This window comes from uncultured Gimesia sp., assembly GCF_937919775.1.
GTDB lineage: Bacteria > Planctomycetota > Planctomycetia > Planctomycetales > Planctomycetaceae > Gimesia.
In genome coordinates this window covers 1-18,336 of record NZ_CALFPF010000250.1, presented here as the reverse complement: position 1 = coordinate 18,336, position 18,336 = coordinate 1, and the positions used below count along the sequence as shown (strand labels likewise).

At 48.4% G+C, this 18,336-nt stretch carries 16 protein-coding genes; 9 read left to right on the top strand and 7 right to left on the bottom strand.

Annotation, left to right across the window (positions count from 1 at the left end; all coding sequences use genetic code 11):
- Window positions 1–377: 377 nt before the first annotated feature.
- Together Q0294_RS06665 and Q0294_RS06660 are read left to right on the top strand one after the other, a co-directional pair.
- Window positions 378–2,180 (top strand): hypothetical protein, encoded by a 1,803-nt coding sequence (locus tag Q0294_RS06665; protein ID WP_299462252.1) that lies wholly within the window; start codon window positions 378–380, stop codon window positions 2,178–2,180.
- Window positions 2,177–3,199 carry a hypothetical protein gene (locus tag Q0294_RS06660; RefSeq protein ID WP_299462249.1) on the top strand — a complete coding sequence of 341 codons (1,023 nt, stop codon included), beginning with the start codon at window positions 2,177–2,179 and terminating at the stop codon, window positions 3,197–3,199. Before Q0294_RS06665 ends, Q0294_RS06660 begins: the two co-directional genes overlap by 4 nt.
- 10 nt (window positions 3,200–3,209) lie before the next feature.
- Here Q0294_RS06660 and Q0294_RS06655 read toward each other — a convergent pair whose 3' ends face one another.
- Window positions 3,210–4,394, bottom strand: coding sequence for a DUF1570 domain-containing protein (locus Q0294_RS06655; protein WP_299462246.1), 1,185 nt, complete (start codon window positions 4,392–4,394; stop codon window positions 3,210–3,212).
- A 292-nt stretch (window positions 4,395–4,686) separates the two neighbouring features.
- Between Q0294_RS06655 and Q0294_RS06650 the strand changes: the two genes are divergently transcribed.
- On the top strand, window positions 4,687–6,045 hold the full coding sequence (locus Q0294_RS06650; RefSeq protein WP_299462243.1) for a hypothetical protein: 1,359 nt from the start codon (window positions 4,687–4,689) through the stop codon (window positions 6,043–6,045).
- A 13-nt stretch (window positions 6,046–6,058) separates the two neighbouring features.
- Here Q0294_RS06650 and Q0294_RS06645 read toward each other — a convergent pair whose 3' ends face one another.
- From Q0294_RS06645 to Q0294_RS06635, 3 genes are all read right to left on the bottom strand, one after another.
- The gene (locus Q0294_RS06645) at window positions 6,059–6,484 is read right to left on the bottom strand and encodes a SufE family protein (protein WP_299462240.1); all 426 of its coding nucleotides are present in this window, start codon (window positions 6,482–6,484) and stop codon (window positions 6,059–6,061) included.
- Between the two features lie 59 nt (window positions 6,485–6,543).
- Window positions 6,544–7,626 carry an Mrp/NBP35 family ATP-binding protein gene (locus tag Q0294_RS06640; RefSeq protein WP_299462237.1) on the bottom strand — a complete coding sequence of 361 codons (1,083 nt, stop codon included), beginning with the start codon at window positions 7,624–7,626 and terminating at the stop codon, window positions 6,544–6,546.
- 139 nt (window positions 7,627–7,765) lie between these two features.
- Window positions 7,766–8,152, bottom strand: coding sequence for a hypothetical protein (locus Q0294_RS06635; protein ID WP_299462234.1), 387 nt, complete (start codon window positions 8,150–8,152; stop codon window positions 7,766–7,768).
- A 1,374-nt stretch (window positions 8,153–9,526) separates the two neighbouring features.
- Here Q0294_RS06635 and Q0294_RS06630 point away from each other — a divergent pair.
- The gene (locus Q0294_RS06630; RefSeq protein ID WP_299462231.1) at window positions 9,527–9,862 is read left to right on the top strand and encodes a hypothetical protein; all 336 of its coding nucleotides are present in this window, start codon (window positions 9,527–9,529) and stop codon (window positions 9,860–9,862) included.
- A gap of 221 nt (window positions 9,863–10,083) precedes the next feature.
- Window positions 10,084–10,368, top strand: a complete 285-nt coding sequence (locus tag Q0294_RS06625; RefSeq protein WP_299462228.1) for a DUF427 domain-containing protein — start codon at window positions 10,084–10,086, stop codon at window positions 10,366–10,368.
- A gap of 26 nt (window positions 10,369–10,394) precedes the next feature.
- Here the strand turns inward: Q0294_RS06625 and Q0294_RS06620 are convergent, their stop codons facing one another.
- Together Q0294_RS06620 and Q0294_RS06615 are read right to left on the bottom strand one after the other, a co-directional pair.
- A complete protein-coding gene (locus Q0294_RS06620) occupies window positions 10,395–11,669 on the bottom strand; it encodes a YkgJ family cysteine cluster protein (RefSeq protein WP_299462225.1) in 1,275 nt (424 codons plus the stop codon).
- A 26-nt stretch (window positions 11,670–11,695) separates the two neighbouring features.
- Window positions 11,696–11,995, bottom strand: a complete 300-nt coding sequence (locus Q0294_RS06615) for a hypothetical protein (RefSeq protein WP_299462222.1) — start codon at window positions 11,993–11,995, stop codon at window positions 11,696–11,698.
- A 39-nt stretch (window positions 11,996–12,034) separates the two neighbouring features.
- On the opposite strand from Q0294_RS06615, the gene Q0294_RS06610 reads away from it, so the two are divergent.
- The 3 genes from Q0294_RS06610 to Q0294_RS06600 all read left to right on the top strand — a co-directional run bounded on the left by Q0294_RS06610 (window position 12,035) and on the right by Q0294_RS06600 (window position 15,824).
- A complete protein-coding gene (locus tag Q0294_RS06610; RefSeq protein WP_299462219.1) occupies window positions 12,035–13,429 on the top strand; it encodes a hypothetical protein in 1,395 nt (464 codons plus the stop codon).
- Window positions 13,430–13,889: 460 nt separating this feature from the next.
- A complete protein-coding gene (locus Q0294_RS06605) occupies window positions 13,890–14,441 on the top strand; it encodes a hypothetical protein (protein WP_299462217.1) in 552 nt (183 codons plus the stop codon).
- A 147-nt stretch (window positions 14,442–14,588) separates the two neighbouring features.
- Window positions 14,589–15,824, top strand: a complete 1,236-nt coding sequence (locus tag Q0294_RS06600) for a cysteine desulfurase (protein WP_299462215.1) — start codon at window positions 14,589–14,591, stop codon at window positions 15,822–15,824.
- 188 nt (window positions 15,825–16,012) lie between these two features.
- Here Q0294_RS06600 and Q0294_RS06595 read toward each other — a convergent pair whose 3' ends face one another.
- Complete coding sequence (locus tag Q0294_RS06595; protein WP_299462213.1) at window positions 16,013–16,210, bottom strand: cold-shock protein; 198 nt, start codon at window positions 16,208–16,210, stop codon at window positions 16,013–16,015.
- Window positions 16,211–16,754: 544 nt separating this feature from the next.
- On the opposite strand from Q0294_RS06595, the gene Q0294_RS06590 reads away from it, so the two are divergent.
- Window positions 16,755–18,065, top strand: coding sequence for a hypothetical protein (locus Q0294_RS06590; protein ID WP_299462211.1), 1,311 nt, complete (start codon window positions 16,755–16,757; stop codon window positions 18,063–18,065).
- Window positions 18,066–18,336: the final 271 nt, after the last annotated feature.

Genomic DNA, 18,336 nt, shown 5'->3' with positions numbered 1-18,336 from the left:
CTCATCAAGTGTTAAACTCTTACGCAATAAGAGATTAATGGAAAACAAGAAACGTAACCATCGTCCAGACAACACAATCCCGGTTCACATGCTGCTTTATCCTAGCAACATCACAAATCACTTGGAACAAATACCCCTTACGAAATTACTCGCATTTTGAGATACCGAAGAGTTCCCTCCCGATTCGGTCGATTACCTCAACTCTCATACATACCAACACTTATCACTTTTTCACCAGTATCAGTTGAATCCTGTGTTTTCACTGAAATCCCTTACTTTGGGTGATGCTGGAACTCAGGTTGTGCCGATTTTAATGATTGTACGGTTTCCTCTCGATCCTCTTCTCTTTGCTGTCATATTGTCACAAGGAAGGCCGGATGTTCTGCTGGCGCACGATTTGTTTTAGTTTCTTAGCGATGAACCTTTTACCGGGAGCATTGAGCGTCACGTTTGCGCAAACAGAATTCCGTGAACTGAATCAACAAAATCAACTCCAACGGACTGCTGTCATCGGACTCCTTGGTGAATTTGTACACTGTGCCGCCTATGAAGTTGCCGAGCAGGATCTTGCTTTGGACAAGGTGATCTCACAAGCGCAGGGATTGACCCCGGAATCGTCTGGTCTGATCCGCGTGATTCGCGGGGGACGCATCAGTCAGGATCTCTTTTATTCGCCTGAGACGGCATTTCCCCTGATGAACGGTGATGTGTTGATTGCCCTGAAAGCGCCAACAAATGTGATTAATATTTCCGCGGAACAACAATGGGATGATGTCCAGAGAAACCGGCAACAGTCCTCTCCGGAACTGACTCAAGTGGCGATTATCAATTTATTGAACCGCCCGGTCGTGTTTGGCGTGCCCCCGGAAATTGCCGACCTGGCGGGTATTCTGCACTGCCTGAGGCAACCATTGGAAAACTATTCGCAAATTGCGGAATCCATCAAAGTAATCCCGCCACAACGGAGCAGGACCAACGCCGATTTCAAAACGAACAAGCTCACCTCAAAACTCGCTTCAGGAACGGTACTCGTTCTGAATTCCCATAAGAGCATTGATCTGTCGCTGGTGCCCCATTCTCTGCCGGTTCCTCGACGTTTACCGTCAACGCTCTCCACGATTCCTGATGCTCAACGGCAAACAGCCACTCCTGCCTCGGTCTCATTCGAAAAATCACACATTCAACAAACGACTCCTGTAACAGAAGACGCGCATCACAGGCTGCAGGGAGTCACTTATCCGGAACATCTCTCTCCACCTTCAGAGGCAGCTCCTCTGAAAACAGGAACAGACCAGCTGCAACTGAACGGTCCGCTTCTGCAGCAGACAGGCGCCAGTTTAGCTCAGGTTCCCAAACCCGATCTTGCTCAGACCAAAGCACATCTGGAAGTAGCATCTGATGAGACTGGTTCAGAGGATCCCTTTACATCATCGACCGTTCCCACGATGGCATTGAAAGCGGCTCCTGCCCCTCCTGCAGATTCGGTTCATGTCCTGCAGGACGACGATTTATCCAAAATTGAGGAAAATGAAGAGCACGCGAGTTCCTCATTCCTGCCTCTATGGATCTATTATCTGTTTCTGGCAGCGGTTGCGGCAGTGTTCTGGAAGTTTCTCCAGAGAAGGTCGAAAACGACTGCCTCAAATCAGTCACGGCAAAAAGTCGTGTCATCTACCTCACTGCAATCAGATGCAGGATCTACAATCATTACCAGATATGACGCATTGCCTCCTTTGCCGGAAAAGTCCCTATTGGAAAAGATCCTGGAAAATAAGATTCCCGTGATTGAAGAAAATCCTCAAATTCCGACTCAAACGTTTATTTACGGACGTCATCAATCCAGATCAGCGCGCATCGACCAGCCGGAGTCCCTCAAAGGGCCTCATTTCAGCAGACGTGCAGAACGTGAATCGACAGTTCCTCCCAAACAGGAAACCACCACGTCGGCACCTTCGCCCTCAGCTCCCAGAACGACGGAAAAAAAACTGAAAGCTCCTGCATTTCGCTTTGACAGATCGCATCCAGGGTCCTCACAGCCCCTTGAGGAAAAAACAATCCCCCAAAAGACGGCCCGACCAGACCTCTTAAACCAGAAACAGGCTGTGCAGGCGGAAAAGAATGTGAATTCCGGAATTCTCGACCGAGTATTGCAGGCAGTGCAGGGAGTGATCCATAAATGAGTAGTTCATTATTTATTGGTTCAACATGCCTCAGAACGTTACAGAACGATTCTTATCACAAGTTGACACGCCGCTCCATTGAGACCGCTTATACTGTCATGGAAGATACGCGAGAGAATCGTCTGCTGCTGCAGAAGATTGGCGTCCCTTTTCTCTACTCTGAAGACACCCTGATTATTCCCGGCGAAAATGCGGCATCCATGGCACGTTTTTCTAATCTGCCTTTGTTTTCGCTGTTTTCTAAAGGGGAACTGGTTCTCAATGATCCGGTCAATCGGCAGTTACTCTCAACCTTGATTCAATCAGTCCTGCCCAAAGCAAAGGTGCCCGGCGAGTATTGCTCTTTTATCACTCCGGGATCAGATCCTGCTTCGACACTTAATAAGCTGGTAGCGCAATTGATTACTTTGCAGGGTTTCACTCCCCTGGCGACGACCATCACCTTGGCTGCCGGTCTGGCTACACTTCCTGCCAGTTCACACTTTTCAGGATATATCGTTTATCTTGGCCATTCCCACTCAGAAATAGGCCTGGTTCATCAGAGTCGCGTGGTTGTACGACATTCTGCACCTTATGGTAGTGAATGGATGGACGAACAACTGGCCCATGCCTTCAAATTCTTTACCACCAATTCAGAAGGCCAGACGGTGCCGGATTCTGCCAAGGCCAAAACTAAACGCCTCAGTCCCGAGATCAATCTCAGTCCTTATCTCACCAATCATTCTCTGCTGGCAAACTGGTATGAATCTCTGTTTGACAGTCTGTTAGACAATTTCGCCACTCAAATGGCTACGATGCAGAAATATATTGAAACTATGGAAACACTTCCTGTGATTTACATGGGCGAACTGTCATATCTCGACGGGTTTGGAGAATTACTGGCCCAAAATCTGTCCAGCCGAAAGATTCGCTTTGATACCCGACAGGTCACTCTCGTTCAAGAAGAACACTTCGCAATCGCCCGTGGTGCACTGGTTGTGGCGGCCATGGAAGAGGAAACGCTCCGACGAGCCGCTTAATTCCGACAGTTTATTTCTGGCTGATCAGTTCCTGAGTTAACTGGTCCATAAACTTCAGGTAATCTGCTTCAAGCGTTTGAATATTCGTCTTAAACGCTTCTTTAAAATCCTGCTCTCTGGACTCAGCCGAGTATCCATTGAGAGGATCACGCTCTGAGATTTGTTTCAGGTAGCGTGCATAACGGGCAGGTTGTGTTTCCACCAGAAAAAATGTCAACGCCCATGCTTCTGCATAGGCATCCAGCGTAGAAGACTGAAACAGACGATCTTCCCGGACAAATGACCGCAGTGAATTTTTTTCACGCCGTTTCTTTGCATAATTGGCAAACCAGAGCAGCCGATTTCGATTAATACGTGAAATCGATTTATCGCGTCCGCCAGTGTGAGTCCGCAGTTCGTCAGACTCAAAAGTTGTTGCCAGTCCCTCGACTACCCAGCGCGGATTATCGCCGACCCGCGAATGCAGGCCCGTGTTAAACGCAACCTGATGCGTGGCTTCATGAATCATCGTATCTCGCAAAGCTTCTGTCAGATTTTTACCATCCGTCGATACTCGGGAAAATGCGAGTTCATTTCCGTCCTGATTTTGTTCAATTTCGACGGAACTCAACGCGGTTCGCTGATCAAATAAAGCTGTTCGATTCGTGTGCGGGTGATAATATCCCAACAGTCCCTGCCCCGCTCGCACACCATCTTTTTTACAGTAATCGTAAAATTGAGCCTGTTCCGGAAACACAATGGTCACCATCTGAAATTCGGGAGACTTGACCTGATAGCCACGCAGAGAAAAATAATGCGTAAAAGATTCATAAAGATCTTCAAACACACCACCGTAGGCTTTGGCTTTACCACGGGGAGCACAGATCAGATAATGTCTGGTGGAAATCACTTCGAAAAATGGGCCAAATTCTTCCTGCAGCTGCAGTTTCATTTTATTGAGAGGCAGCCTTTGAAATTCCGGCGCGACCCGACGGAACGAAGTTACTTTGTTCAACGGAATCTCAGACAGCATACCCGTCTGATCCATCAGCCAGCTCACATCAGCATTATGCGCCACCGACTTTCCGACAAAAACGTCGTTGCCGGCTTTGATCTCAATCAGAGAAGGAGGCTTCGCAAAGAGAGCCGCCTCGGCTGCGAAACAGAGAGTGACCCCCGTCAAGCAAAACATCATGGTACGCAAACAGGTTAACATCGGAGCGGCCTCTCATCAGCAAGCGGGTGAGCGGATTCTCACTATAAAGATTCCTCTATATGTAGTCTAATACCCGATTTGACATGAGGTTCCGGAAATAAATTTCTGCCGTCATTCCGTGGCTTAAAGGACAACAATTAACCGGAAAGTATCAATTATTCTCAACGCATCGATTGTATTACCTGACTTTCCAGGTGTTTTTCCCGGAAAGGAACTCGTTACAATACAGGAGTGCCTGCAACGCTGCTGCAGGCTTCTTTTCGCGTTATCAATTTGAAATGGATATCTCTCTGTGTCACGTATCTGGTATCAGTCTGGAATGATGATCCTCAGCCTGTCCTGTTGGCTGACAACAGCGAAATCCGATTCCGTTCTGCAGGCGGAGCAAGCTGGTGAGCAGGAACAAATCAAACAGCAAATCTCCGAACTCATCAGCAAACTGGATTCGAATCAACGGGTCGTCCGGCAACAGGCTGAAATCCAGTTGGTTGCTCTGGGGAAACCGGTTCTGTCTTTTCTGCCCCCTCCGGAACTCCTTTCCAGCAATTCCGTTCGAGAAGCACTGCAACGTGTAAAACTGCAAATTGAAAAACAGGTCGCGAAAGATTCCATCAAAGCCTCTCATGTCAATTTGAAAGGTCAGTTCCCGCTCAACAAGATTCTGAGTTCGATTACCGACCAGACAGGAAATCAGCTAGACGCGACAGATTTATCCGACGCATTTTTAAAAACAACCGTCGATGTCAGTTTTGTCGACCGCCCCTTCTGGCAAACGATTGACGATCTCACTCGAAAACTGCCTCTGATTTATCAGATCAACGGCTCCAACGGACATTTGCTGTTCAGCCAGTCTACAAAAAAACAAAGTTTGAAACAGGGAAATCCCCAGGTTTGTTATAACGGGTCTTTTCGGATTGAGATAGAAGAACTGCAAAGGCGGCCTCTGGTAGGCAGCATCAACCGGGAACTGTTACGGGCCACATTTCTGATTCAGGTCGAGCCACGCTTGAGACCTCTGTTTCTGAGTTATGCCGCCGCAGATATTAAGGCCGTGGGAGACTCCAGACTCACTCTGCCTCCCTTCAATCCTTACGCAAAGTATGAACTTCCACTGGGAGAAGGGGGGAAGGATTTAAAATTTACGATGCAATGGATCATGGACAGCAGGCAGCACCCCAGGACGATTCAGATTCAGGGACTCCTTCACATGGAACTGGCAGCCGAAACGCTGCCGATCACCTTTGATAATCTGTTCCAATCGCAGGGAGCCATTCGTAGACGGGGCAATGTTTCAGTCGAATTGATTGACGCGGAAAAAACGAATCGGGATTCCACGCAGGATCTGAATATCCGCATCGCCTTAAGCTACGATTACGGCGGCCCCGCGTTTGAATCGCACCGCACATGGATCTACCATAACCGGGCTTATCTACAGGATTCCCAAGGGAAGAAATTCTGGTTGAATGGCTCATCTCAAACTACTCTGGAAACTGCCGGCAAGATCAGTGTGCTTTATCGGTTTACTGATCTTCCCCGACAACAGGACCAGTATCAATTTACCTACCTGGCTCCCACCCTGATCACTTCGGCTCCGATTGAACTCCGTTTTGAAAAACTCGAAATCCCCGCCAAAGTCACGATCAATGAGTAACATGATTTGCCGCTTATTTCGAATCAGCCAGCATTTTTGCTTCCAACTGAACTCGCTCGACCATACCAAACAGGCCATTTTTTCTTTGTGAACTGAGATACTTATCCAGTTGCAGTTGAGAAAAATACTGTTTGACGTCAATCTTCAGAACTTCTTCCGGGGTCTTGTGATTATAAATCGCCAGGAGAACGGCGATTAAACCTTTGACGATTAACGCATCGCTGTCGGCGTTGATCTGGAGTACCTTATGGTCCCCGACCTGCTTTAAACCTGTCGTGAGCCAGACCATGCTCTGACAACCATGCACACGGTTCACTTCCGTCTTGTCTGATTCGGGCATGGGTGGCAGTTCGAACCCCAGATCAATCAGAAAGTCACAGCGTTCTTCCCAATCATTAAGAAACTCAAACTCGTCTATCAGTTCTTCGATACTAATCATGTTTCTGGTCGTATTTTGTAAAGCTGAATTCTGTTTCAATATGATTTGCCGGCTACGGTCTAGAGTATTTCCAAAGGCGGCCTGGCAGGGTTTTCTAAAAGAGTGCGGGCAATTTCAATCGCCGTATTCTCGGCAACTTTAAGCAGATGTGTCCGAGATTCCGAACCTTCTGCCACTAATTGAGAAATCTCTCCGGTATCTGATTTTTCGCGAATCTCTGCATTCATGGGGATTTCACCCAAGAACGGAATCTGCAGTTCTTCGCCCTTTGCCTGCGCGCCACCACGTCCAAAAAATTCGCCAGACATATTCTCAACAATGCCCAGCACCGGAATTTTTACCTGGCGAAACATCTGCACTGCTTTGACCGCGTCCAGTAAAGCCACCTGTTGAGGAGAACAGACCACAACGGCACCGGCCAGGTCGACTAATTGTGATAACGTCAATGAGACATCACCCGTTCCCGGTGGCATATCAATGATCAGATAATCCAGTTCCCCCCATTCGGTATCCTGCAGAAACTGAGTGATCGCTTTATGCAGCATTGGACCACGCCAGATGACGGCTTGATCCGGCTCGACAAAAAAAGCCATCGACATCACTTTCAAACCATCGACTTCGACAGGAACAATGCGCGTGAGAGTCTGACCGTCTTTCCTCTGAAACTCTTGCGCCACCGGTTTCTCGCGGGTTCCCACCATGTGCGGAATACTGGGACCGTAAACGTCTGCATCCACCAGCCCCACGCGTGCACCAAACTGTTTGAGAGCGAATGCCAGGCTCGCCGCCACCGTACTTTTCCCAACCCCACCTTTACCGGCACCAACGGCAATGATATTTTTCACATTGAGTCCCAGTCGACCACCGGAGTTTTTTCCCCGGATCTTGATGGTGTACTCAATTTCCACGTCCTGACAGTCGGGGAATTGCTGCCGGATGGAATTTTGAATCAACTCCGATAACTCGGCCTGTAGAGGATAAGAGGGAACTGGCAGCTCAATTTGGACGCAAGCCTGCCCTGACTCGCTAACGGTTGCCGTTTTCAAAAATCCGGAAGAAGCGAACGTTTTATTAAATACAGGATCAACTAGTGCCTTGAGACAGCTCTGTAGGTTTATTTCATTGATTTCAGAATTACTCATCAGTTTGTTGTGCTTTCCAATAACTGCATTAATGACTCGTGTAACAGCAAATTTCAGATCTCTGTGTAGGAGCCAGTCAGCCAAAATGAAAGGCTTGCACTATTCTGAATCACCAATATCGATTAGTGCAAGTTCCTGTTTAGGCTTGAGCCGTCTGCCCCACTGCGATTGTGCCCAAATGCCACCGGCATATTTTCGCGATTCTCTCAGGTTCCAACCTGCCTGTTTGCAAATGCGAGACTCCCAACTCTCGTAATGCCCATTCCAGATTGAACAACGGTTCCTCCGAGAAAATGATTACGGGAAACGAAATCTTTGGACCCAGACACCTTTGTAAAAACTGCAGACAAACCTGCTTGCCGATACTCAGGTCGATGATCACGACAAGTTCTTCCGCGTTTTCTTGAAGACAATGCTGAAACAGATTGAATTCTGCAGAAAACCCCCGAATGGTCCAGTCGGCTTCTTTTTCAAACTGCCATTGAAGTTCAGAAACGATATGTGTCTGCTCTTCAAGAACAAACACCTTTCTCATAAACCCTCACACAGATTAAACATATGATCACACATAAGATTTCTCACTTGCGTCAGACTCTCTGACATTACCTCAATCGTATACATGACCGCCTTGAATACAACTCATACGAGAGCTTCAGTATAGTTCCGCGGGGGATTTTCCACGATTACCAGATTCGCGAATAAAAGCTCTCATTTCAAATTATCTGAAAATAGACAAATTGCCACTGGTATTTCAGCTTCAATTCAATGCAGGTAGCTTGATTTCAGTCAGGACGTAATCCAAGGGACCATATAATCGATACAAGCGAATTTTCAGGACCGACTTTGGTGAGAGACACAACAATTTCGTGTTTATTCAAGGACTTTTTCGGAAATGTGGTCGAAAAAATATTCAGGTTTACCTTTTTTAATTACGTGAGGATTTGGACTCCCAGGTTGATTGGGAAACCTCACCCAAATCAACCATGATTGAGTACCTCACGACCGTCCACGAAGCGAATCCTTGGAGATTGCCCAAATGAAATTGTTAAGTTACGTTGCCGCTTTAGCGGTTGTTTGTTGTGCCGGTGCATCTGTTGAAGCTGCTAGCTTCCTGGGTAAGGGATGCTGTGCTCCCAAACCAACTTGCTGTGCCCCAGCTCCTAAAACTTGCTGTGCACCTGCTCCTAAGTGCTGTGCTCCAGCACCAAAGACATGCTGTGCTCCAGCTCCTAAGACATGCTGTGCACCAGCTCCTAAAACTTGCTGTGCCCCAGCTCCTCAGACTTGCTGCAACACATGTGAAGATTCTTGCTGCGGTCACCGCAAACTGTTCAAGGGAAGTTTCTTGAAAGGTTGCAAAGATCGTTGTGGCAAGATGTTCAACCGTTGCAAAGATAGCTGCTGCAAAGTGAAGGTTCGTTGCTGCAAACACAAGGCTCCAAAGTGCTGTGCACCAGCTGCTAGCTGCTGTGCACCAGCTCCTAAGACCTGCTGTGCTCCTTCTCCTAAATCTTGCTGCAACTAGTCAAACTTGAGGATTAACGTGGTCCCCACACTAAGGGACTGGCCCTGTCAGGTCTGAAGGGCGGCTTCAATAATCGTGAACGTCAAGTCCGAGGGAACTTTCCCTCGGACGGACTTCACAAGACGAAAGTTTTTTTAACTTTCAATTGAAGTTCGAGAAATCCTGATTTTTGATATTTGAACATGTCTGATACAAAAAAATGAAAAATGGTGTCTCTCTTTCGGAGAAACATCATTTTTTTATGCGCTATCCCATGTCTGAGTCTGCATCAGCCGACTATCCTTCCAATCCACCCGAAAAACTTTTAGACTCACCAATAAAATGGATTGATCCATTTTTCTCACTGAATAACGGGTTGTCTCAGAGGGTGATTTCATGAAAGTAGAAGATTTACTCAAACGGTTTGAATGGGAACAGATCCCCAATACCAACGGGCGTTTTACACTCCGACAAAAAGAGACGCTATTATCGGTTGAATCTCTGCTTGATTCGGACAAAGTGGAAATCAAACAATACCCCTCGGCTCATCCCCAGGAAATCATCCACGTAGTCGAGCTCGAAGATGGCGGCCTGATCTCCTACGAGCGAAAAGACGCCACTTATATCCACACCTTAAACTCTCAAAACATGTTCAAAAAGAAACAGTGGGAGCTAGGGATCATCAAGTTCAGCCCCCGCCAGATTCCTGATGACAGTCACGATAGCTTGTAATGTGTCCGCATTGACACTACACGTATCTATTTGCACAGACACTCAATAGAAAGCCGCTTCGAAATCTCCTTCTTTTTAACCGAGAGCGGCTATTTTTAAAAAATTTTGTTGGTTTTTAAATCGAATCTGGCTACGATAACTGAGTGGGCAGCCCCGTTAAAAAAACATTCTCATCTCGTTTGCAAGTTCTATTGTATCAACGTGATATTGAGGAGTACGGTGTGCCAAGAGCAATTTGGAACGAGGCGGTGTTGATCGATTCCGACGATACGATCACGATAGAAGGGGATATTTATTTTCCCCTGGAATCTGTGAATAGCGGCTTTCTGAAAAAAAGCTCTTCCACTTCAATCTGCCCCCGCAAAGGCAAAGCATTCTTTTATGATGTCGTCGTTGATGACACTGTGAACCGAGACGCAGCCTGGTATTATCTGGATCCAGGAAAAGATTTCGATCAACTTAAAAATCGGATCGCATTCTGGAAAGGGGTTGAGCTGAGACAATGATCCTGAACCGGAAAATCCTGCTTTGATTATTGGCCGTACCAGGTGATCAGCTTCTTGATATCCTGAGTACGAGACAAATTTCGCACACGACTTCGAAAATGCGGCAAGCCAAATACGGGTGAGTATCCGTGGTGATGATCGGCGATACTCATGGCTTCCTTCACATCTTCGGGCAGCAAAACGGATCTGCCCGCACCGACCGCCAGCCAGCGGGAGATCCACATCATCGCCGGAAACATCAAAGCCAGGTGATAAAAACCTTCTACAAAGTGGATATCATAATACGCCGCCCCGAAAAAATGCAGACCTTCAATCTTCACCCGGTAATACCGGTTAAACAGTTTTTCGCACTCGGGCGGCAGTTCGCCAAACGATTCATCCAGCTGCGAGAAAGGAACCGATTTAAATCGATCCTGTAGACGGGGAATGTCGCCTCGACCTGAGGCGAATTTGACAGCCGACATCAACAGTGAAAAACGCCTCAACATCCCTCGCGAATCTTCAGCAAAAGTATCTTTTCTCGCATACTGTGCCGCCAATAAACGAAATTGAATCGAACCCAGTCTGCTGGGAGCAGTCCGATTCAACTCCAGGTCTCCCGGAAGTTCCTGCACCGTCGCCTGGCTGATTAACTCCAGAAATTCTCCCATACGTGTCCCGCGGATGGCCTCAAACCGGGATTGCTCTATTAATTCCACCCAGGCAACGGCCCGTAACAGATTGATCAGGAAGCGCGTGTCTGAAGACGCAAAAAACTGGTCTAATGAATCAACGACTTTCAAAGTATCAGGCCATCCCAGAGTTTCCCTGGCTGTCAGCGGGGGAGCAGGCGGCGTTTTATGACGTTTCGGAAGCACCTGCTCGACAATTTTCCGGATTGCTGCCGACTGCTGACTGACCGGCTGACCCAGGTTCGACACCACCGAAGGACAACTGAATCGTAAACTGACTGCCACATCGTTACCAGCAGGATGAAAGGCATAAGGATAAACCTGACAGGCCAGAGGTTTCGCCGGCTCACCAAACTTGGCATGAATGCGGCATAAACCTTTTTCATCCAGAAAAATACAGGCCCCATCTGCCTGATGCGCCAGTCGATAGCGATTGCCCATGGGAGAGAAACCGATTTTCACAAACACAGGCTGGCCGGCCGGAATCGATGCGTCCTCGTCCCAGCGCTGTTTTTCGATCCGCTCTTTTTCTTCCGGCGTGATTTCAATCTCATGCTGCCTGCAACAACCGCTGCAGTTATGGCAGTTCCAGTTCTGGATCGTGGGAAGTTTCAATTGCGGAGATGACATGCGAAATCTTTGATGGAAACTATTTCTTACGAGAAAAGACGCACATTTATTGTAAAGATTACAAATCCGAAACGCAAAGTAAGCTCTGCCTTGGGTTTTCTTCCCAAGTTTTCCGGCTGGAGGGAGAGAATCCCTGATTCGGTATAGACACATAATGAAGATTCTCTAAAATCCCGCTCGCTTGCTGGAAAGAAGATTGTTTTTGTACCCGTCTCCCCGCAGAGATTTTTCACATCAATCCCCGCTGTTTGTGAAACAAAAACGCCCAACTCTTCCAGCTCAGCAGGCACCCGTCCATAGATTTTTCCCTTTCTGTAGATCTTCATCTCTTCCGGGAAATCACTTGGAACTTTAAGGACCCTAACATGTCGATTCGATTTCTATTTAATATCAGCTGGTGCGCGCTGCTGAGCGTCACCCTTTCCGGATGCTATTCCCACCATCAGTATCCTTACGGTGGAACGTATCCCGGACCATATGGTTCACCTGGTCCTTACCAGATGGCTCCCGGAACGATGGGACCTGCCACTTATCCTCCAGGAAGTTATCCCGTACAGCCCGATCTCGGTCAGCCCGTGCCTCCCCCTCAGGGATCTCTGCCTTCTTCCTCCCCTCAGACTTACGGTGATGGATTTCCTAATAATACCAACAATACAAACTATGATGGCGTCGATACCCAGTGGAAGCAGCCACTTAACAATGCTCCCAGCGCCAGCAATACCAGCCCCTTCGATGCGAACCCGACGGCTTCGGGAACCAACTCAAACCTCGGAAGCGGCTTAAACAGCAGCCCCTCAGCCAAACAGGTTGTTCCCAGCTATCAGGATCCAAACCAGCCACCCGCTAATCAATTCCCCGAAAATAGCAAAACCGTTCCCGAAACTCCTCAAAGTCTGTTCCCGGGAAACAGCAAAGATGAATTTGAAACCAATAAAACCCCGCAGCCACTTGGCGGGAATACAACACAAATGCAAGATCAGTTTAGCCCCAGCGGGAATGATCAGTTTGAAAGTAACCCCAAAAATCAGTTTCAAAACAATCCCAACGACCAGTTTCAAAGTAACCCTACCGACCAGTTTCAAAAGAACGAAAACGAAGGCTTCAGTGTTCCTCAGCCCGCTCAGCCACCGGTTCAACAGCAAAGTTTTGAAAGTGGCAGTGATACTTTTGATGCCAATCCGAAAAAATTTGATGCAAATCGTAACGACACTTTTAACGCCAATCCCGTCGACAGCAGCCAGGAATTTCAGCCTCCTGTCAAGAGTTTTCCCGAAAATGACGGCAGTGAAACCTTTGGCCCGAACAGCAGCTCGTTCATGAATCCCGCTTCGGGAAAAGTCAGTCACGCGAATCATCAAAGCCGCACCTCGGGACCGCAACTTGTAAAGTCAGATCAGTTCATGCCTCCCGCTGAATTCCAGGCGGCTTCTTTTGAACTTCCCGCTGGTTCCGGCAATCAGAACTCTGCTGCAAAAACTCCTTCTCCTTTCAATTACGACAAACAACAATACCGCTGGTTGCGGGGAATTGTGGAATTTGATGAGCAGGAAAAATCCTGGAACATCACTTACAACGCCACTCCCGACAAAGCAGACAAATTCGGCGGGAACATCGTCCTCATCGATCAGGGTAAATTGACTCGTTTCAAAAACGGAGATGTCGTACTCATCGACGGACAGATTGATGGTTCCCAACAGGACAAGATGGGAAAACCCTGCTATCGAATTACCAAGGCGCAACGATTGCTCCCCAAAAAATAAGACCCCCTCAAAGATTCCGGTCTCTGTCACCGGCAGTCTGAAAATCAAAACTGCTTGACAGATTCCTGTTTTTCGAAACACACAGCGAAGCCCTGATATCAGGGCTTTTTTTACGTCTTGACTCCGCCGCCCCGTTCTCGAAACTGCGTGACACGCGTCGCGCGCGTAAGAATTTTCCTGCGCACTGCTCACCGCATCCGCACCTGTTGTTTTCCACACGCGAAAACCAGCTGGATTTACGCGGTTTTGATCACTTTCGCCAAATCTGCTTCCGCAGATGCAGTATCGAACAGCAGTATAAACGTGCCAAAACGGGTCACTCACGAACCATTCCGCGCCTGATACTTGCACCAACTGAACCAGAACTGGTAACAAACGCGCCTTGACCGTCCCACGCCCTTGCGCAAGATATCGGAATGTCAGTAACAATAATTTCATGTTTAAAAAAGGATTCGAATTCATGACCACTTCCGAAAGTAGAAAAAATCAATCGCTCTCAAATCAACAGAAACAGCAACTCGTAGATCAGATCAAAAAAATGCTCGGCACAGGAAGATTCGCCAGCGAAATCAGACAGGAAATCGCTGAGGAATACGGCCTGTCAACTCGCTCTGTAGGACGTTACCTCAAACGCGCACGACGGGAAATGATCGAACGCATCCAGGCCCCCGTTAAAGTGTTTCGCATCGAATCCTACTACTTTTATCGAAGCATCCTCAACAATCCCGAGTCCACACCACAGGAACGCCTCCTCGCCCGCAAACGCATCGATAAATTGTTTGGCTTCAACGCAACTAAGCACGTCGTCAAAAACACACTGCATTTCCAGTTCACATCCAGAGAAGTCCGGATGGTGACCAAAGAAATGCTCGTACGAGCCCGCCGTAATTTACACAAAACGTCACCCGCTGATTCTATGGAATGTCCCCCGCAAGCCGTAGCTGAACCTGAAGTACTAATCGTGAACAACACGCATCACGAACATCAACACCCCCGGTTGTGTCAACAGTAATACACCACACAGAAAGACTTACATCAGAGCGAATGGTTTTCTGAGGAATCTCCCCCTTTTCGACGGAACCCTTTCCATTACGGTGTTTCGTGCTAAAATTCATGTAGAGCAGTATTTACGTATCCCTCACGTCTGAAGCAGGCAATCATGGTCGCCAATATCACATCCGTTCGACACGATTTCCCGATCCTCAATACGAGGCTCCCCAACGGACAGCCTCTTGTGTATCTGGACAGCGGCGCTTCTGCGCAACGTCCCCAATCGGTCATCAATAAAATTTCCGAGATTTACGAGCACTATTACTCCAACGTGCATCGCGGCGTGCATCAACTGGGCGACCGGGTCACCTCGGAAATGGAAGCCTCCCGATCCCGCATTCAGGCCTTCATCGGTGCCAGCACGCCGGAAGAAATCATTTTCACTTCCGGCACCACGATGTCGATCAATCTGATTGCCCAGACATGGGGCCGCCACTTTCTCAATGGGGGCGATGAAATCATTCTGAATGAAATGGAACATCACGCCAACTTCGTTCCCTGGCAGGCGATTGCCAAAGAACGCGGCGCGGTTCTCAAATTCATTCCACTCACTCCCGACGGACGCCTGGATCTGGAACAGTATCAAAGTCTGCTCTCACCAAAAACCAAACTGGTCGCCGTCACAGGCATGTCGAATGTGCTGGGAACAATTAACCCCGTGGAAGAGATGGCACAGCGCGCTCACGAAGTCGGCGCGCTGATTTTTGTGGACGGCGCCCAAAGCGTGCCTCATCAGCCGGTGCATGTGGTCGACAGTGAAATCGATTTTCTCGCGTTTTCCGGCCACAAGCTGTTCGGCCCATCCGGCATCGGCGTGTTATACGGACGCAAAAAGATTCTGGAAACGTTGCCCCCCTTTCTGTACGGCGGAAACATGATTTCCGAAGTCCACTGCGATCATTCCAGTTGGGCCCAGATCCCCGCCCGCTTTGAAGCCGGCACCCCGGCCATCACCGAAGCGATCGCACTGGGTACCGCGATCGACTACGTGACAGAACTCGGCTTCGACGCCATTCAGGAACAGGAACACATTCTCAGTCAATACGCACTGCAGAAACTGCAGGAAGTGCCCGGCTTGCAGATCTACGGTCCTCAGGAACTCGAACACCGGGGTGCGATTTTCAGCTTTAATATCGCAGGGGCGCATCCCGAAGATCTTGCCACGCTGCTGGATCGAAAAGGAATCGCCGTCAGGCACGGCCATCATTGCACGATGCCTCTGCATCAGCATCTGAAGATCGCCGCCAGTGTCCGCGCCAGCCTTACATTTTATAATACGACCGAAGAGATTGACGCACTGATTGACGCGCTGGAGTTCGCCCGAAAACGATTGCGGCTTGCCTGAACGCGAAAGCGTCGCTCCGCAATTAATTGGAAAGGGACTCACTGTATTCAGGAGTCGTTCCCGCACTTGTGCTTCGCGAATTTCCGACAATCATCGTGATAAAAAACATTGTGATAAAAAAAAGAAGCCAACGAAATAATCGCCGGCTTCTTAGTGTTTCCTGATGTTACACTATCAGTCTGTTAAGACTAGATAGGTTTAACATGCTCAGCTCTTGGACCTTTTTCGCCACGTCCTTCAGTGAACGATACTCGCTGTCCTTCGTACAACTGCTCGAATGTTACTCCTTCGAGGTTGGACGAGTGGAAGAACAAGTCATCGCCAGTTTCGGTGTCAATAAATCCGAAACCCTTTTGTGTCACTTTCTTGATTGTACCTTCAGCCATCTTGTATTCCGATTCCTAAAAAATAAAAAAATCTCTACGGCGTTTCCCGACATAACTGATTCAGGCTGCTCAACCGCAGAAAGTTCATTCTAGCGGCTCAATCTGAGAAAACAAGCTGAGTGACATAATTATACAAGGAATTACCATTGACTTATTGAGACGCGCTCCCCGCTTGTTGTGTTTTCTGCCGCTTTTAGCGTAATAATGCATCCTTTTTACTAATTTGAAACAACAGATAAAATCTGTCGGATTAGACACTATTGCCCGTAATCACTGTCTGCATCTGCCAAATTACGAAAACGGACTCAAGATTGGGTGGCACAATTCAGCCATGCAACAGTCGGCGGAGGGAAATAGAGAAAACACGCTGTATTCCAATCGCCCCAGATAACCATTCCAACCCTTCTTAACAGTCAGGTTCATGCAGTCTCGTTTCCGTCCGGCAATTAACCACTTGACAATTGTACCTAAACCACACACGATAATGATAGATTCCGGTGATTTCATGTCATTGATCGAGTTTCATTTCAGAAAGCGAGTACGCATGCGGTTTTCTCGCCCTGTTCCTAATTCGTTATCCCCCTTTGCGGGCGTTTTACTTGTTCTGCTGCTGACCCCGGTGGTTTCGATTCAGGAAACGGCGGCGCAAAATCGTGCCACGAATCTCAACGCCCAGCCGGCAAATTCGGTCGAGGCGGCGGCGCTGGAGTTTGCCCTCCCCGCAGCAGACGTCGACGCACTCGTGGGCAAAACAGCCGACCTCGTGATGTCAACAGGCGCGGAAGAAAAGGATGTGGAAATCGCACGTTTCTTTACCGGACGGGATAAGAGCCACATTAAATCGATCGAAATCAAAGCCGGTGATGACAAAAAAGCAAAACGGTTTTTCGTGACCAAACTGTTTGAGATGAAAGTCGCAGAAAGAACCTACCGTTTCCTGTATATCCCCTCTCTCAAAGCATCCGTCATTGAAGATACAGATAAACGAACGGAGGCGGTTCGCAAAAAGTTAGCGATGTCCGATCACCTCTTATGGAAAGATGTCCGGCAGGAGGACCAGGAAACATATGTGAAAGAACACAAAGAATTTCTTCAGAAAGTCGGCCTGCATTTCAGCTCGTTAAACATGAGCTTATATGAAACCAACTACTTTTTATTTTACACCGACATGCCCGCCAGACAGGTCGCCCCGTATCTCGTTCAACTCGACAAGATGAATGAACTGCTGGGCAAGGCGTTCGGCTTCCCACCCGGTCACAATATCTGGCGCGGCAAAGCAGTGATCGTCGCCTTCACAACAGAAGCAGCCTTCCTGGAATTTGAGCGAAAGTTTTATGACCGCACGGAAGTCCCGGGAAAATACATGGGGCTCTGTCACAACCACAGTGATGGAATCGTCGTGGTTTCCTGTTACCGCGGCGATGACCCCAACTTCTTTGGTTCGCTGCTCGTGCATGAAACCTCACACGGTTACATGCACCGCTATCGCAGCACGGCCCATATCCCCAGTTGGGTCAATGAAGGAATCGCAGACTGGATTGCCATGCTGGTCGTCCCCACCTGCAAAGAAACTCAGAATCGGCAAAAGCAGGCCGCCCTGCAGTTGCGCCAGACCCGCTCGCTCGGCGGCCAGTTTTTTCTAACCGAACAAATCGATAACTGGCAATACGGAGCGGCCAGTGCCATGATTCAACTCATGATCAAAGCCAGCCCGGAGCAGTTCAAACTCTTCTTCAACGGAATGAAAGACGGCCTCACCTGGCAAGACAGCCTGCAACGCGCCTACGGCCTCACCCCCGAACAACTCAGCCAGGCCTACGGCCAATCCATCGGCATCCCGGCACTGGCCCCTTAATCAAAGAACAAAACAGGCATACAAAACGATCTAAAAGAATAGAAACGTAGGGGCGGTGCCCGCGTGCCCGCCCGCCTGGGGAGGTTCGATTCTGTTTTACTCTGTGAATGGAACCAGTTAAAGTTTCGCCCGGTGCCACGTACCGGATAGTGTTAGTTAGAAAAGGAATGTGGGATAGCGGTTACGAATTCACCGTTCGTTCCGGTGAAACCACCGATGTGGGAAAAGTTGTGCTGGAACTGCAGTAAGCTATGAAATATAAATGAGTTTG

Excerpts from the sequence above, each read along its gene's own strand:
- Q0294_RS06595 (WP_299462213.1), bottom strand. The coding sequence starts at position 16,210 with ATGGCTGAAGGTACAATCAAGAAAGTGACACAAAAGGGTTTCGGATTT.
- Q0294_RS06665 (WP_299462252.1), top strand. The coding sequence starts at position 378 with ATGTTCTGCTGGCGCACGATTTGTTTTAGTTTCTTAGCGATGAACCTT.
- Q0294_RS06590 (WP_299462211.1), top strand. The coding sequence starts at position 16,755 with ATGCGGTTTTCTCGCCCTGTTCCTAATTCGTTATCCCCCTTTGCGGGC.
- Q0294_RS06600 (WP_299462215.1), top strand. The coding sequence starts at position 14,589 with ATGGTCGCCAATATCACATCCGTTCGACACGATTTCCCGATCCTCAAT.
- Q0294_RS06655 (WP_299462246.1), bottom strand. The coding sequence starts at position 4,394 with ATGTTAACCTGTTTGCGTACCATGATGTTTTGCTTGACGGGGGTCACT.
- Q0294_RS06645 (WP_299462240.1), bottom strand. The coding sequence starts at position 6,484 with ATGATTAGTATCGAAGAACTGATAGACGAGTTTGAGTTTCTTAATGAT.
- Q0294_RS06660 (WP_299462249.1), top strand. The coding sequence starts at position 2,177 with ATGAGTAGTTCATTATTTATTGGTTCAACATGCCTCAGAACGTTACAG.
- Q0294_RS06630 (WP_299462231.1), top strand. The coding sequence starts at position 9,527 with ATGAAAGTAGAAGATTTACTCAAACGGTTTGAATGGGAACAGATCCCC.
- Q0294_RS06605 (WP_299462217.1), top strand. The coding sequence starts at position 13,890 with ATGACCACTTCCGAAAGTAGAAAAAATCAATCGCTCTCAAATCAACAG.
- Q0294_RS06615 (WP_299462222.1), bottom strand. The coding sequence starts at position 11,995 with ATGAAGATCTACAGAAAGGGAAAAATCTATGGACGGGTGCCTGCTGAG.
- Q0294_RS06640 (WP_299462237.1), bottom strand. The coding sequence starts at position 7,626 with ATGAGTAATTCTGAAATCAATGAAATAAACCTACAGAGCTGTCTCAAG.
- Q0294_RS06610 (WP_299462219.1), top strand. The coding sequence starts at position 12,035 with ATGTCGATTCGATTTCTATTTAATATCAGCTGGTGCGCGCTGCTGAGC.
- Q0294_RS06620 (WP_299462225.1), bottom strand. The coding sequence starts at position 11,669 with ATGTCATCTCCGCAATTGAAACTTCCCACGATCCAGAACTGGAACTGC.